This window comes from Micromonospora sp. NPDC004704, from assembly GCF_053601675.1.
Window position 1 is genome coordinate 13,955 of sequence record NZ_JBSGCD010000057.1, and the last position, 13,640, is coordinate 27,594.

15 protein-coding genes and 1 pseudogene are annotated in these 13,640 nt (G+C 69.4%); 8 read left to right on the forward strand and 8 right to left on the reverse strand.

Going from position 1 to position 13,640, the window contains the following annotated elements; genetic code table 11:
• Nucleotides 1-4 precede the first annotated feature (4 nt).
• From ngcE to ACWEFB_RS36690, 3 genes are read right to left on the reverse strand one after another with little or no spacing between them, the layout of a single operon-like run.
• Entirely contained in the window at nt 5-1,426 is a 1,422-nt protein-coding gene (gene ngcE / locus ACWEFB_RS36680) for an N-acetylglucosamine/diacetylchitobiose ABC transporter substrate-binding protein (protein WP_452292848.1), read from the reverse strand.
• A gap of 21 nt (nt 1,427-1,447) precedes the next feature.
• Nucleotides 1,448-2,209: a sugar isomerase domain-containing protein gene (locus ACWEFB_RS36685; protein WP_452292849.1), complete on the reverse strand. Its 762-nt coding sequence runs from the start codon at nt 2,207-2,209 to the stop codon at nt 1,448-1,450.
• Complete coding sequence (locus ACWEFB_RS36690; RefSeq protein ID WP_452292850.1) at nt 2,206-3,123, reverse strand: MurR/RpiR family transcriptional regulator; 918 nt, start codon at nt 3,121-3,123, stop codon at nt 2,206-2,208. The genes ACWEFB_RS36685 and ACWEFB_RS36690 overlap by 4 nt, the downstream gene beginning before the upstream one ends.
• Nucleotides 3,124-3,251: 128 nt before the next feature.
• Here ACWEFB_RS36690 and ACWEFB_RS36695 point away from each other — a divergent pair, with 128 nt between their 5' ends.
• Nucleotides 3,252-4,232, forward strand: a complete 981-nt coding sequence (locus ACWEFB_RS36695) for an N-acetylglucosamine kinase (protein ID WP_452292851.1) — start codon at nt 3,252-3,254, stop codon at nt 4,230-4,232.
• Between the two features lie 4 nt (nt 4,233-4,236).
• Here ACWEFB_RS36695 and ACWEFB_RS36700 read toward each other — a convergent pair whose 3' ends face one another.
• Complete coding sequence (locus tag ACWEFB_RS36700; RefSeq protein WP_452292852.1) at nt 4,237-4,785, reverse strand: gamma carbonic anhydrase family protein; 549 nt, start codon at nt 4,783-4,785, stop codon at nt 4,237-4,239.
• Nucleotides 4,786-4,944: 159 nt separating this feature from the next.
• On the opposite strand from ACWEFB_RS36700, the gene ACWEFB_RS36705 reads away from it, so the two are divergent.
• Nucleotides 4,945-5,691, forward strand: coding sequence for an MBL fold metallo-hydrolase (locus ACWEFB_RS36705; RefSeq protein WP_452292853.1), 747 nt, complete (start codon nt 4,945-4,947; stop codon nt 5,689-5,691).
• Nucleotides 5,692-5,763: 72 nt separating this feature from the next.
• On the opposite strand, the gene ACWEFB_RS36710 is transcribed toward ACWEFB_RS36705, so the two are convergent.
• The gene (locus tag ACWEFB_RS36710; protein WP_452292854.1) at nt 5,764-6,954 is read right to left on the reverse strand and encodes an amidohydrolase family protein; all 1,191 of its coding nucleotides are present in this window, start codon (nt 6,952-6,954) and stop codon (nt 5,764-5,766) included.
• A gap of 134 nt (nt 6,955-7,088) precedes the next feature.
• On the opposite strand from ACWEFB_RS36710, the gene ACWEFB_RS36715 reads away from it, so the two are divergent.
• The 3 genes and pseudogenes from ACWEFB_RS36715 (at nt 7,089) to ACWEFB_RS36725 (ending at nt 8,338) form a co-directional block, all read left to right on the forward strand.
• Nucleotides 7,089-7,484: an Imm7 family immunity protein gene (locus ACWEFB_RS36715; protein ID WP_452292855.1), complete on the forward strand. Its 396-nt coding sequence runs from the start codon at nt 7,089-7,091 to the stop codon at nt 7,482-7,484.
• A 166-nt stretch (nt 7,485-7,650) separates the two neighbouring features.
• Nucleotides 7,651-8,013, forward strand: a pseudogene (locus tag ACWEFB_RS36720) (class I SAM-dependent methyltransferase); the annotation flags it as partial.
• A gap of 43 nt (nt 8,014-8,056) precedes the next feature.
• Nucleotides 8,057-8,338: a hypothetical protein gene (locus ACWEFB_RS36725; RefSeq protein WP_452292861.1), complete on the forward strand. Its 282-nt coding sequence runs from the start codon at nt 8,057-8,059 to the stop codon at nt 8,336-8,338.
• A gap of 74 nt (nt 8,339-8,412) precedes the next feature.
• Here the strand turns inward: ACWEFB_RS36725 and ACWEFB_RS36730 are convergent, their stop codons facing one another.
• A complete protein-coding gene (locus tag ACWEFB_RS36730) occupies nt 8,413-8,778 on the reverse strand; it encodes a hypothetical protein (RefSeq protein WP_452292856.1) in 366 nt (121 codons plus the stop codon).
• A gap of 89 nt (nt 8,779-8,867) precedes the next feature.
• Between ACWEFB_RS36730 and ACWEFB_RS36735 the strand changes: the two genes are divergently transcribed.
• Nucleotides 8,868-9,341, forward strand: a complete 474-nt coding sequence (locus tag ACWEFB_RS36735; protein WP_326559078.1) for a MarR family winged helix-turn-helix transcriptional regulator — start codon at nt 8,868-8,870, stop codon at nt 9,339-9,341.
• A gap of 395 nt (nt 9,342-9,736) precedes the next feature.
• Here the strand turns inward: ACWEFB_RS36735 and ACWEFB_RS36740 are convergent, their stop codons facing one another.
• Nucleotides 9,737-10,093 carry an Imm21 family immunity protein gene (locus tag ACWEFB_RS36740; RefSeq protein ID WP_452292857.1) on the reverse strand — a complete coding sequence of 119 codons (357 nt, stop codon included), beginning with the start codon at nt 10,091-10,093 and terminating at the stop codon, nt 9,737-9,739.
• A 199-nt stretch (nt 10,094-10,292) separates the two neighbouring features.
• On the reverse strand, nt 10,293-11,231 hold the full coding sequence (locus tag ACWEFB_RS36745) for an alpha/beta fold hydrolase (RefSeq protein WP_452292858.1): 939 nt from the start codon (nt 11,229-11,231) through the stop codon (nt 10,293-10,295).
• An 82-nt stretch (nt 11,232-11,313) separates the two neighbouring features.
• On the opposite strand from ACWEFB_RS36745, the gene ACWEFB_RS36750 reads away from it, so the two are divergent.
• Both ACWEFB_RS36750 and ACWEFB_RS36755 read left to right on the forward strand, forming a co-directional pair.
• Nucleotides 11,314-12,276, forward strand: a complete 963-nt coding sequence (locus tag ACWEFB_RS36750) for a helix-turn-helix transcriptional regulator (RefSeq protein WP_452292859.1) — start codon at nt 11,314-11,316, stop codon at nt 12,274-12,276.
• A 27-nt stretch (nt 12,277-12,303) separates the two neighbouring features.
• A complete protein-coding gene (locus tag ACWEFB_RS36755; protein ID WP_452292860.1) occupies nt 12,304-13,317 on the forward strand; it encodes a hypothetical protein in 1,014 nt (337 codons plus the stop codon).
• Nucleotides 13,318-13,640: the final 323 nt, after the last annotated feature.

Genomic DNA, 13,640 nt, shown 5'->3' on the forward strand with positions numbered 1-13,640 from the left:
CCTCCTACCGGGAGTACTTGGCGACGGTGGTGTCCCTGGCCAGCGCGTCGGCGGCCTGCTGGATCCGGTCGGCCCACTGCGCCGGGGTGACCCGTCGGGTGGCCAGCTCACCGGTGGCGTCGTCGACCGCCTTGGCCAGCGGGGCGTACCAGGTGCGGAACCGGTAGGTGAAGGTGTTCGCCCCGGCGGCCTGTACGGCGGACCGGACCGAACCGAGCCCGGTGCTGACGGTCAGCCCGTCGGTGGCCCCGGCGACACTGGGCAGGGTGCTGTTGAGTTCGGCGAACCGGCGGGCGGCCGGTTGGGAGAAGAGGATCCGGAGGAACTCCAGCCCGCCGCGCGGGTTCTTCGCCTTCGCCGGTACCAGGAAGGACTCGCTGCTGGCCGCCTGTAAGGCCCCGTACGGCAGCTTGTCGCCGGCCCCGAGGGTCGGCACGGCCGCCATCACCATGTCGAAGCCGTCCGGGGTGACGCCCTTCTGTCCGGCCTCCAGCCACGACCCGCACGGGATGATCGCCGCCTTGCCCTGGGACCAGGCCGCCTGCGCCTCGGTGTGCGAGAGCGCCTCGGACCCCGACAGGAGGTAGCCCCGCCCGGCCAGTTCGGCGACGGCGGTGGCCGCGTCGAGCAACGGTTGCTGCTTCCACGCGCCGGGCTGGAGGTTGTCGACCGCCTTGACCAGGTCCGGCCCGCCGGCCTTGGCCGCCATGGCGAGCAGCGGGTCGTTCAGGTACTCGGGGTACTTGCCCTGGTAGGTCCAGGGCGCGATACCGGCCTTCTTGATCTCGGCGCAGAGCGCGAGCATGCCCTCCCAGGTGGTCGGGTACGTCCAGCCGTGCCGGTCGAACAGCGGCTTGGAGTACCAGAGGCCCCAGGTGGTGTAGGTGAAGTTGAGCGCGTACACCTTCCCGTCGAGGGTGCCGTCCTCGATCACGCCCGGCAGGAGGGTGTCGCGTACCTTGCGGGCGGGGTCGTGCAGCGACGGCGCGTCGAGCAACTCGGTCAGGTCGGTGAGCTTCTTCGCAGCGACCAGGGTGGCGAGGTCGAGCCGGCCGGCGCCGGTGTTGTCGACCACGTCCGGCGGGGTGTCGGCGACGAACCGGGGCTGCAACGCCTCGCCGACCTTCTGGATGCCCTTGTGGTCGACAGTGGAACTGGGAAACCGCTGCTGGTAGAGCGTTTCGGCGTTGATCGCGTACTCGTCGCCGTACCCGCCCTTGAAGATGACCACTTCGAGCGGGGCCTTGTCGGGTGCACCGAGCGGGTTGTCCGCGCTGGTCGGGCCCTTGTTGTCAGCGGAGGGACTCTCGTCGCCGCTGCTGGTCACGCACCCGGTCAGGGCCGGGGCGGCCAGGCCGATGGCGGCAGCCTGTAGGACGGTGCGTCGGTTGGGACGGCGTACGACCGGGGTGGAAGAGGGGTCCATGGTCGGCGGCCTCGCCTTCTGTTAGGCGGTGCGTCGGATACGCCCGGCGTACCGCGCCTCGAGTGCGTTGTTGTGGGTGTCGCCGCCGGGAACGTTCGCCGACAGGTAGATCGGCGGGGTCTGGCCGGCGGCGAGCAGGTGCGCGACGACCTCGGTGACGATCTGCTGGGCGAGCAGCGCTCCGGTGATCGAGGAGATGGCTCCGACGGCGCCGCCGCCGGGAATGGGCAGGGCGGCATCGCCGTACGGCGCGCCGTTGTCGAGTACAACGTCGGCGATGTCGGCCAGCCGCCGTCCCGAGGGATGCCTCGACTCGACGCGGCTGGTGTGGTCGAGCGAGGTGATCCCGATGAGCCGGTGCCCCCGATCCTTGGCCAGCAGGGCGAACTCGACGATGACGCCGTTGACCCCGGAGTTCGAGGTGAGTACGAAGACGTCGTCGGGCTTGACCGGGGCCAGCTCGTACAGCCGGTGGGCCACCGAGGGGTCCCGTTCGAGCAGCGGATCGTCGAGTACGGCCCGGTCGGCGCCGCCGTAGAGGACGAGGTCCCGCAGTGCGATCTTGTTGGTGGGTACCAGACCACCGGCCCGTCCGGCGATCTCCATGGAGAGGGCCTCGGAGTGCCCGCAGCCGAACGCCTGCACCACCCCGCCCTGGTCGAGGGCGGTGGTGATCAGGTCGGCCGCGGCCCGTACGCCGTCGGTCTGGGTCCGGGTGACCCGCTCGATCGCCGTGGTGACGGCGGCGAGGTAGGCCGGTGCGCTGATGGTGGTGATGGTCATGACCCCTCCGTGGTTTTGACACGTCGACGGGCCGCCCGTTGCGACTCGTCCGGCAGCCGGTGGGCGTCGACGGCGCGTGCGGTGACCTCGAACGCCTCGGTGGTCCGCTGGTACGTCCGCTGCGCGACCGCGACGTAGATCAGGTCGAGCACCAGCAGTTGGGAGTGCAGGGCCGAGAGCGCCGCCAGCCGAAACGTCGTCTCCTGTACGGCGGTCGTCATGACCACGTCGGCGACCTCGGCCAGCGGCGAACGGGGAAACGAGGTGACCGCCACGGTGAGCGCCCCGTGGTCGGCGGCCTCGGACAGGACCTCGATCACCTCGCGGGTACGCCCGCTGTGCGACAGCCCGATCGCGACGTCGCCGGGGCCGAGCAGGGCGGCGTTGGTGAGCGCGCTGTGTGCGTCGGCCCGGTGCCAGACCGGGATCCGGATGCGTTCCAGCCGGAAGGCCATCTCCCGCGCGGCGTTGCCGGAGCTGCCGAAGCCGAACAGGTCGACCCGCTCGGCCTGCGCCACGGCGGCGGCGACCCGGTCGACGGCGGCGAGGTCGACCTGACCGGCGGTGTCCTGGATGGCTCGCGCGTCGGCGCTGGCGACGACTTCGAGGAGGTGGTCGAGGGGGTCGTCGGGTCCGATCTCCCGGTCGATGTCGGTGTCCCACCGGGCCTGGGCCGCCCGTCCGGTCTCGGTGGCGATGGCGACCCGGAGCTGGGCATAGCCCCGGTAGCCGAAGACCCGGCAGAACCGGGTGACGGTGGCGGTGGAGGTGCCGGCGCGCTCGGCCAGGTCGATGATCGTCGCCCGGGCGGCCTCCTCCGGGGCGATCAGGATCTGCTCGGCGACCCGCTGCAGGGCGACCGGCAGCGCACTCAGCTCGGTGCGCACCCGGCCCAGCAGTCCGCTCTCCTCCATCAACATTCCTTTCACCGTTACGTGTTGGTGAGAAAAACTATGACCACAGTGGCGCATACGTCAATACCTTTAACTTTTTCGATCCATACCCTTGTGGTCGACGACCGCCAGCCCGCACCATCGGCAGGGTGACCACTCCCCTCGTCCTCGGCGTCGATGCCGGAGGCACCGCGACCCGCGTGGTCGTCGCGACCCTCGACGGCCGGATCGTGGGCCGGGGCCGGGCCAGCGCCGGCAACCCGATCGCCACCGACCCGGCGGACACCGCCGCCGCACTGGGCGCCGCCATCGGATCCGCGCTCACCGGCCACGACCCGAGCCGGGTCATCGCCGGGGTGGTCGGACTGGCCGGAGTGTCGAGACTGGACGATCCAGCGGTCGCCGCCGGATACGCCGGCCACTGGTCCCGGGTCGGGTTGACCTGCCCGATGCGGCCGGTCGGCGACGCTGCGGTGGCGTTCGCGGCCGGCACCCCGGCCGACACCGGCACGGTGCTGGTCGCCGGCACCGGCGCGGTCGCCGCCGTGGTGCACGAGGGCACCGTGACCCGGACCGCCGACGGCCTCGGCTGGCTGCTCGGCGACGAGGGTTCCGGATACTGGCTCGGTCTGACCGCCCTCCGGGCAACCGCACGGGCGCTCTACCGGGGCGAACCGGTCGAGCCGGGAACCCTGAGCGGGGCCATCTGCGACCGGGTCGGGGCGACGGCGCCGAACGCCTTCGTGACCAGGGTCTACGAACTCGGCCGTGACCAGGTCGCGGAGATGGCACCGGCGGTGACCGGCAGCGCCCGGTCCGGGGACCCGGTCGCCGTCGACATCGTGGAGACCGCCGCGCGCCGACTCGCCGACACCCTGGTGTCGCTGCACCCGGCCCCCGGGCCGGTGGTGCTCGCCGGTGGCGTACTCACCGGGGTGCCGGAGATCCGGGCCGGCGTCCAGCAACGGTTGGCCGCCTGGCTGGGCAGACCCGGCGTGATCGCCGGTGACGGCGCGTCCGGCGCCGCCTGGCTCGCCATCCGCCAGGCCCTCCCCCGGTACGCCCCCAGCCAGCCACAGAACCCCGAAGCAGCCGACCACACCCACGCCCGTCTGCTCGGCGGCACCTGAACGCCTACCCTGTCGGGTCCTGCCTCGGCCTCGCCGATCGCGCGTGCGAGCGGCTGCGCTCGACGTACTGCTCGGCGGTGCGCCGCAGGTCGGCGCGCTCCGGGTCGGTCAACGACCGGCGGACCTTCGCCGGCACTCCGGCGACCAGTGAGCCGGGCGGCACGACCGTTCCGGCCAGCACGACCGCCCCGGCGGCGACCAGTGACCCGACACCGATCCGGGCACCGTTGAGCACCACCGCGCCCATTCCGACCAGTGCGCCGTCCTCGACCACGCAGCCGTGCAGGACGGCACGATGCCCGACCGAGACGCCGGTGCCCACGATGGTGGGGAAGCCCGGATCGGCGTGCACCACGCATCCGTCCTGGATGTTGCTGCCCGCCCCGATGGTGATCTGCTCGGTGTCGCCCCGGAGTACGGAGCCGTACCAGACGCTCGCGTCGGGAGCGAGGTGGACCGAGCCGATCACCGCACTGCCCGGCGCCACCCAGGCGGTCGGATCGATCTCGGGACGCCGGTCGAGGTAGTCGTACACCAACGGCTCACCCGACACGGTTTCCTCCCTGGCCGGTCGCGGCGAGGCACCGCCACCAGGGCGGAATCGTATCGAACCCCGCTGGGCACGCCGTCGACCAGCGGTCCGGCCGTACGCCGGAAGCCCGGCACCCGATCGGCGCAGGAAACGGCATCGCCGCGCTGGCACACTTGCGGCATGGTCGACTGGTTCACGCAGACCGAGGCGGGCAGTGGCGTCATCCGGATCTCGGAACCGCACGTCAACGAACTGTTGTCGGCGAACTTCTGGTGGTTGCGCGGTAACGATCGTGACATCGTGGTCGACGCCGGGCTCGGTGTCGTCGCCTTGCGGGAAGCGATCCCGAGCATGTTCGAACGCGATCCGATGGTCCTGCTCACCCACGCGCACCTGGATCACGTCGGTGGGGCACCTGAGTTCGCCGACCGGGCCGCCCATTCCGCAGAGGCGGGGCTCCTGGCGGCGGGTGTACCCGCGAGCCTGTACGGCGCGGAACTCTACGACAAACTCGGGATCGACGCAGCGGGAGAACCCGTCCCGGAACTCATGATCGACGTTCTTCCCCGTCCCGGCTACGACCCGGCCGCGTACCGCATCGAACCCATGACCATGAACCGCACGCTCGACGACGGCGACGGAATCGACCTGGGCGGGCGGGTGCTGACCGTGCTGCACCTTCCCGGCCACACACCGGGAAGCATCGCCCTGCTGGAGGAGCGCACCGGGACCCTCTATTCCGGCGACATCATCTACGACGGTGCCCTGATCGACGACCTGCCGAACTCCGACGTGGCTGCCTACCGGCGAAGCATGGAGTTCCTCGCCGACCTCGACGTGTCCGTCGTCCATCCCGGCCACGGGCACAGCTTCGACAGGACACGCCTGCGCCAGTTGGCCGAGACCTACCTGCGCAGGAAAGCGTAGCGTTACTCGTCCGTCACTTCGTCCGTGGTCATGCGGCAGCCGTTGTCATCTCGGCATTACAGGCGGAATCGATCAACTGCTCACCGGCTCACCGGCGCGGTACACGCCGAGCGGGCGACGCAGGAGCGTGATGTCGCTCGTCGGGTCGCCGTCCGCGATCAGTAGGTCGGCGTCGAATCCGGGGCGGATCCGCCCCTTGCGCTGCCCCAGGCCACACACCTCAGCGCCGACCGAGGTGGCCGCGGCGAGGGCTGCGGTGGCTGGGATGCCGCAGGCGACGTACTCGACGAGGGTCTCCGGCAGGATTCCGTGCGGCTTCGCTGGGCCGAGGCCCGCGTCCGACCCGGCCACCAGGCGGACCCCGGCCCGGTGCAGGGTCGCTGCGCCGGCGCGGAGCGCGGCCTCGCTGAGCCCCGCCCGCGCTGCCATCGCCACCACCTCCGGCGGCGTGACCACGGCCGGGTCGGTGCCGAGCGTGGCACAGACCGCCACCCCGGACGCGGCCAGGCGGTCCGCGATCGCGTCGGAGACGTGGACGCCGGTCGCGGTCACGCACGTGCAGTGCTCGATGCCGTCGACACCGACGCGCAGTGCCTGCTCGACCGCGCTGAGCGCGTGCGCGTGTGCGGTCACCGGTAGGCCCAGCTCGTGCGCCCGGGTCACCGCGGCGGTCAGCTCCTGGTCGGTGAACTGCGGCCGGGTGACGTCGGTGCCGGGGGTGAACACCCCGCCGCTGGCCATGACCTTCACCAGGTCGGCGCCAGCCGCCGCGAGCAGCCGCACGGCCTCGCGGATCCCGTCGACGCCGCTCGCCTCGCCCCCCATGGACGAGCAGTGTCCGCCGACGCTGGTAACCGGCGCACCCGACCCCACCACCGTCGGCAGGTCGTCGCGTACCTCCCGGTCCCGCCACCGGAGCACGGCGCCGCGCCGGTCGCCCAGGTCCCGTACGGTGGTGACCCCGGCCGCCAGGTGCGCGCGCAGCGACGCCTCGACGACCGCGTCGAGATCCGTCTCGGGACGCCCGGCGAGCCGGCCGAGCGCGTCGGGCCCGGCATCGGCGCACAGGTGCACGTGCGCGTCGACCAGGCCGGGCAGCACGGTGCCGTCCGGCTCCTCGCATACCGGCCAGCCCTCCGGCGCCTCGACCCGACCCCGGTGCACGTCGGCGATGCGCTCCCCGTCCAGCAGGATCAGCACCCCGCCGTCCACCAGCCGCTCGCCGTCGAACATCCGCGCCGCCCGGACAGCATGCCTCGCCATCGACCCTCCCCCGTTGCACACAACCGTTCCGGCCAGACTGTCAGCTGACGGCGCTCCGCGCACGGAACCCTGGTCAGCCCAGGGGGATTTCGTCGGTGCACGGTGGCGTGACCGCCTGGTCCTAAACTCCTGCCGTGTTCGAGTACCACGGGTGGATCACGCTTCGCTCGACGGCCGAAGCTGTCGACGACGATCCGCCGCTCCGCTTCGAGGAGATTCAGGACCTGGTGAACGACCTCGCCGGCCATGGGTTGACGGACCTTCGGCCGATCAACGGCGAGTATTACGTCCACCTCGGCGGGTTTCCCAACCACCGCGGCACGCGAGGTTCTGAGGTGATCGATCTGTTCACGAAGATCGGGCAGCTTGCCCCCGGGTCGTATGGGCTGCTGTACGTCCACGACGACGAAGATCCGGAGCACGAGCTGAACTTCCGCGTCTTCCGGCTGGTCCGAGGAACTGTCACGGAACATCCGGACCACCTCCTGTCGCCGGTCATCCCCACCCTGGAAGATGAGTACATCGGCTGACCGCCTCGCGCGGCCGGATGGGTAGACATGATCTTGGTTCATGCGCATGGCTGTCGACCAGGCGCTCGCCGCGAACCGCGCCAACTGGGACGAGCGGGTCCCGTCGCACCTCGTCGCGTACGGGGTGGACGAGTTCGTGACGGATCCCCGGCGACTGACCCCGGTCATGCAGGAGGATCTAGCGCTCCTGGCACCGCACCTGCCCGGCAGCACATCAGCCGGCAGATCGCTCGTTCACCTACAGTGCCACCTCGGACTGGACACGCTGTCATGGGCGCGGTGCGGCGCGGCGGCAACCGGGATTGACTTCTCTCCGGCCGCCATCGAGACAGCCCGAGGAATCGCTGATCGCGCCGGCGTACCGGCGCGGTTCATCGTGAGCGATGTCGACAACGCGGCACGCGTGTGCGGCGAGCGGTACGACATCGTGTACACCGGCGTCGGCGCGCTGTGCTGGCTACCCGACCTGGGTGCCTGGGCACATACCATCGCCGACCTGTTGCGGCCTGGCGGTGTGTTCTACTTGCGCGAGGTGTGTTCTACGTGCGCGATGCGCATCCCCTGCTCGCCAGGTGGACCAGGAACGTTCGAGTCGCGAGCTGGTCGTTACGCAGCCGTACTTCGGCACCGGAACTCCGCTGCGCTACGAGGACGGCACCACCTATGCCGACGACCGGGTCCGGCTGAGCAACGCCGTCACCTTCGAATGGCCACACTCCATGTCCGAGATCATCCAGTCTCTGCTCGACGCAGGATTGACCCTGAACTCCCTGGCCGAACACCGGCACATACCCTGGCAGGCACTGCCCGATGGTGCGGACCGAACGCGGGTGGGCTCTGCCCGAGCACCGTGAGCGTCTGCCGCTCACCTTCTCGTTGGTCGCGACCAAACCCGCCTGACCGGTACCGCAATGCACAACCGGATCCGCTATGACGTGACGACAACTCCGCCAATCCCGGTGCGCCCGGCCGGCGCGCCTACGAGCTCGACCGTGACACCGGCGCGCACTCGTTCCCCGAAGATGTCGACGATGGCGTCCGTGACGCCGGAGACGAGGCGGGCAACGATCTCGTCGGCGTCGGGTCGACTGAACGCCGCCTCCTTGATGCCGAACATGACGCTGGGCGAGGGTGCCTCTGCCGGCACGCCGCCGATGCCCCATCGGTCGGGCGGCAGGCCGATCAACTTCACCACCGCGATGCTTCGGGCCCACTCCCCGTAGACGGCGACGACCGCGTCGGTCAGTTTCTGAATCAGTGCGGTCTCACGGCCGACCAGGTCGCTCTCCAGCACGTGAACGCTGAGGTGGGGCATACGATCCTCCGTGGACGGCTTTGACGGCAAATCATCTTTGAGAACAAAGCTATTGGGGAGGTGGTCGGATGTCAACGCCCGACACCACGGACGACACGGTCAGGGAGTTGCTCCTGGTGATGCCGAGGCTGGTCGGCAGGGTCAAACGTCTGCCGTTGCCGGAACAGCTACGGTCACTCGACCTCGCACCGAGGCACTTGTCGATGCTGTCCCTGCTCCTGCTCGACGGCCCGCTGAGCGTCTCTCAACTGGCCGGGATGCTGGGTGTGGCACCGACCACGGTCAGCTTGATCGTGAGCGATCTGAGCCGCAAAGGAGTCTTGGTACGGCGCGAGGCCGACGCCGATCGACGACGCCGCATCATCGACATCAGCCCGGACAGCCGTCCCGCCATCGCCCAATGGCTGTCCCCGGGCGCCCAGGCATGGCGACACGCGCTCGCGCCGCTGAGCCCAGCACAACAACGGATATTCGTCGACACCCTGCTCCGGTACGAGGCGGCCGTGGCAACCCCCACGCAGGCGGCACCAGGGCGCGGTTAGAAGCGCATCGCGTACGGATCGGAGCAGTTTGCTGCCGAGGTCACGCCGACATCGTCGGGTCAGGATGGCGGGCGCAGCCCGGCGCGACGCCGAACATCGACCTCAACCATCAACTAATGATCGACGTCCTGATCTCGCCCGTGCATCGCATCGTGGGCGCGGCCCGCGCTCGCCTCGACGGATCGCTCTTGCATATGGTGGCTCATGCCTCATATCTTCGATCGCCGCTGCTGTCAGCCAACATCTGCTCGTCGGCACAACCGGAAGCACCCCCGCCTGGACGTACCGCCGCTGATGTTCGCGAAGGGTGATGAGCGCTCCGACGTCGACGCGCGCGGTCGGCGGCAGATCCAGATGTCTGATCACGCCTGGCGCCTGCCTGCATTTGGGCGAAGTCATGGCACGGGTTGAAGCTGAACGAGGATCATCCAGTTGTCACCATCGGCGTGGTACGTCGCCCGGGCCCGGTATTCGCTCGGGCGCAGATCGACCACGAGGTGGTTGTCTGGCTCCAACTCCGCCCCGGGCCACGCCGAATCGAACATCACAACTGGCCCGTCCACGACCCAGCGGACATCTTCATCCGCGTTCCAATTCACGCCATCACGTATCGCTCGGCGCGCCGCGCTCACCAGGTCGTCTTCCTTGTACGCCGCTGCCCACCGCAGGAGCAGCCGTTCCGACGGTAGGTACGTCGTCATGGCCGGCTCGTCGCCCAGAACAAGCGCCTGCCGCTGGCCGATGGCGACCACGCCGAGGTAACCGTCAATCGCGCACGCCCGACCGTAGTCCCCCAGCTCTCCACGGGACCACCCGCACTATGAGCACCGCCCCACAGCGATAGCGCCGATTGCGGCGAAGCGCGCCACCAACCCGCAGCGCAGGGGCATGACCAGCGACTACGACCCGCGAGCCCTCAGCGGATCGTGAAGCGGATGTCCTGCTGGAATGCTAGGCGGCATCCCGCTGGTCCAGCCACTTCAGAATCGCCTCGGTCGTTTCCTGCGGCATTTCCTGCTGGATCCAATGACCGCAGTCCAGTCTGACCACTTCCACATTCGGCACGAATTCCGTCAGTCTTCCAGCCCTCGCGACCGTGTCACGGTCGCCGTAGATCATGAGGGTGGGCTGTCGGATGATCGGGTCCACGTCCGCCAGCAGGCGCCAGTTGCGGTCCAGGTTTCGGTACCAGTTGATTCCGCCCGTGAACCCTGTTGATTCGAAGGCGGAGACGAAGACAGCCAGTTCGCTGTCACTCATGACGGGGTCACCGAGGGGGGTTTCCGCTCTAGCGAGGTTAATCAACGCATTGCCCGGCTGAGGCGCTGCGAGGGGCACGTTCTTCCGGTACAGGTTCCGAAGGAACTGGAACGTGTTCTCCCCGAACACGGCGTCGGCGACCCCCGGCTGCCGGTTGAAGTGGACGAAGTAGAAGTCGGCGCCGAGCACGGCCTCCATGACCTCGATCCAGGGGATCTGTCCGCGCTCCTGGTAGGGCACGCTCAGCGCTACCACGCCGTTGACCCGGTTCGGGTGCAGCAAGGTCAGGCCCCAGACGACGAATGCGCCCCAGTCATGGCCGACGAAGGTGGCATCCTCGTAGCCGTAGTGATCGAGGAGGGCGACGAGGTCACCCGACAGGTGCTCGATGTCGTAGTCCGTCACTCCGGCGGGACGGAACGAGTTGCCGTAACCCCGCTGGTTCGGGACGATGACGTGGTAGCCCGCCGCGGCCAGGGCCGGCACCTGATAGCGCCAGGAAAAGGCGTGCTCCGGCCAGCCGTGACAGAGCACGATGGGCCTCCCGGCATTTTCTCGGCCCGCTTCGAAGACTTCGAGTTCCACACCGTTGACCGAAATGAGGGTGGGCTCGGGAAAATCGATTGTCATGCCGGCATCATGCCGACCGATACCGGTCACCTCCTGACCGGTTTTGTGTGGGAGTGTTGCCGACGTGCGAGCTGACCGGTTGATGGCCATCCTCCTCCTGCTGCAACACCGCGAGCAGGTGACCGCAGCGGAGGTCGCCCGGGAGTTGGAAATCTCCGAGCGCACTGCCCGCCGCGACCTCGACGCCCTGGGCATGGCCGGCGTGCCCGTGTACTCCACGCAGGGCCGGGGCGGCGGCTGGCGCCTCGTGGGCGGCGCCCGCACCGACCTGTCCGGGTTGACCGCGGGTGAGGCCCGCGCCCTGTTCCTGGTCGCCGGCCCTGCCTCGTCTGTCACGCCAGCCGTGAAAGCGGCGCTGCGCAAGCTCGTCCATGCCCTGCCGGAGCCGTTCCGGGTGCAGGCCGAGGCGGCGGCGTCGTCGCTCGTCATGGACCCGCAACGATGGGGGTCGAGCCGGGCCGAGCCTCGACCGCCTCGCTTCCTCGACGAGCTCCAGGACGCGGTGATCCGCGGCGTCCAGGTCCGGCTCGGCTATGTCGATCGCGAAGGCACCGCAACTGAGCGAACCGTCCACCCGCTGGGCATCGTCGCCAAAGGCCCGTCGTGGTACCTCGTCTCCAGCACCGAGGCCGGTCGGCGGACCTTCCGGATCGACCGCGTGTCGTCCGTCACCCCGACCGGCGATCCCGTGCAACGGCCCGATGACTTCGACCTCGCCGAAAGCTGGCGCGCGATCGCGGACGAGGTCGAACGCAAGCGAACACCCCTCGAGGCCCGGGCGATGTGCGCGCCCCATGGGATAGGCGTGCTCCGGATGGGGTTCGGCGGTCGGCTCGAGGTGGGAGGTTCCACGACCGACGGCCGCATCGAGGTCGTGATCCGCGGCAACGACGAGTACATACTCGCCGGCGAGCTTGCCGGGCTGTTCGAATGGATCGAGGTGACCGGTCCTCCGGGTGTGCGGGACCACCTGGCCTCGATCGGCAACGCGCTCGTCGAGCGATACGGCTCAGACCGGCACGGACGTCGCGCGGCAGAACGATAACCGAGGTCATCAGGTTCCACAGCACCGATGAACTCCGACTGCCCGCACGACACTAAGACGTCAGGCCGGGCGCTTGGTGATCTCTACGGGGCCATCCCCCATCAGGACGCCATCTACAGCGCGACTCCACCGGCGGTGGAGTTCGTTGTCGCGGTGCTCGACGCCCCGCGCACGCTCGCGCCGGTGGCGGCGCGAGGTGGTGTCGGCGCTGTACCGATGCGGGCCGCGTTGCTGGATTGGTTGACGTCGGTTATGGATGCGGTGGCGGTCTCGGGTGAGGCTGTGTCGGGTGAGGGGGTGGACGTCGACGCGTGCCGTGCCGCTCGCCCGCGTGTCTTTCGCGCCGCGTGGGCGGTGCGTGAGGATCCTGATCCGGTGATCGTGCGTGCCGCGCTGGGCACGCTGGCATGTCTGCTGGACGACGGGTCAGAACTCAAACGCCACCGCCCCGAGGTGGCGGCCTGGCTGGGTGAGCATGCTCTGGCTCGCTCTGACCGGGGTATCCGTGTCCTGGCGGTTTTGACTCTCACGTCCTGGGCGTACGACACCTCGCCGGTTCTTCGCGACGATCCGGATGCCGTGGTACGGGCAACCGCCGCGCTCTCGCCCGCCTTTGCTGTCAAGCCGGAGGGGACCCGGGCGCTACTCGATGTTCTGTCCAATCCGGCCGATGCAGCCTGGTGTCAGCAGGTTCTTCCGTATTTCGGGCGGATCTTCCCGTTCAAGCTGCTGCCTGTGGCGACCGACCGGGCGACGCTGGATGAACTCGTAAGGGCTTTGGGGCTGCTCCTCGCCGAACCACCCGATGGCACGTACGCCGGCGACTGGGGTGCAAGGCTGCGTGCGAAGGCGTTCCCGGGCGGGTTCCCTCCCCCGCAGCCGCTCGACGCGACTCAGCAGGCACTGTTGGACCTGGTCGCGATGCACTGTTTCGGTCCAGCCGCCCCGCCACGTCGGTTCACGGCCGACACCCGGATGGCGCTGCGCGGTCTCGTGCCAGGCGGCCAGGTCTCCCAAGGCGCGGCAACCGCAGAATGGTGACCAAGCCGGGCAGCGCGCACGACCAAGCAAGTCAGCCGCATAGCCACGCTGCTCCCGGAATTCGTCAGCACCTCGCGTCTCCGCCCATCGGCATGACCGGCGGTTGAGTCACACCTCTTTACGATGCGTAGCGTGCGGATTGCGGCACGACCAGAAGCCCTCGCACCTGGACGCATCACTGCTGACGGTCGCTGAGGGTGACGGACGCTCTGGCGCCACCGCGCGCGGTCGGCGGCTACTTATCTACTGGTGTTACGACCGCAGCCCGGCCAGGCTTGGTCGAGGTGACCGGCGGGGTCGCTCTTTCGGCGGCTGCCCACCGT

Bases quoted from the DNA above. Each gene is read 5' to 3' on its own strand.
- ACWEFB_RS36750 (WP_452292859.1), top strand. From the start codon at position 11,314: ATGGCCATCCTCCTCCTGCTGCAACACCGCGAGCAGGTGACCGCAGCG.
- ACWEFB_RS36690 (WP_452292850.1), bottom strand. From the start codon at position 3,123: ATGGAGGAGAGCGGACTGCTGGGCCGGGTGCGCACCGAGCTGAGTGCG.
- ngcE (WP_452292848.1), bottom strand. From the start codon at position 1,426: ATGGACCCCTCTTCCACCCCGGTCGTACGCCGTCCCAACCGACGCACC.
- ACWEFB_RS36710 (WP_452292854.1), bottom strand. From the start codon at position 6,954: ATGGCGAGGCATGCTGTCCGGGCGGCGCGGATGTTCGACGGCGAGCGG.
- ACWEFB_RS36685 (WP_452292849.1), bottom strand. From the start codon at position 2,209: ATGACCATCACCACCATCAGCGCACCGGCCTACCTCGCCGCCGTCACC.
- ACWEFB_RS36735 (WP_326559078.1), top strand. From the start codon at position 8,868: ATGTCAACGCCCGACACCACGGACGACACGGTCAGGGAGTTGCTCCTG.
- ACWEFB_RS36755 (WP_452292860.1), top strand. From the start codon at position 12,304: ATGAACTCCGACTGCCCGCACGACACTAAGACGTCAGGCCGGGCGCTT.
- ACWEFB_RS36745 (WP_452292858.1), bottom strand. From the start codon at position 11,231: ATGACAATCGATTTTCCCGAGCCCACCCTCATTTCGGTCAACGGTGTG.
- ACWEFB_RS36705 (WP_452292853.1), top strand. From the start codon at position 4,945: ATGGTCGACTGGTTCACGCAGACCGAGGCGGGCAGTGGCGTCATCCGG.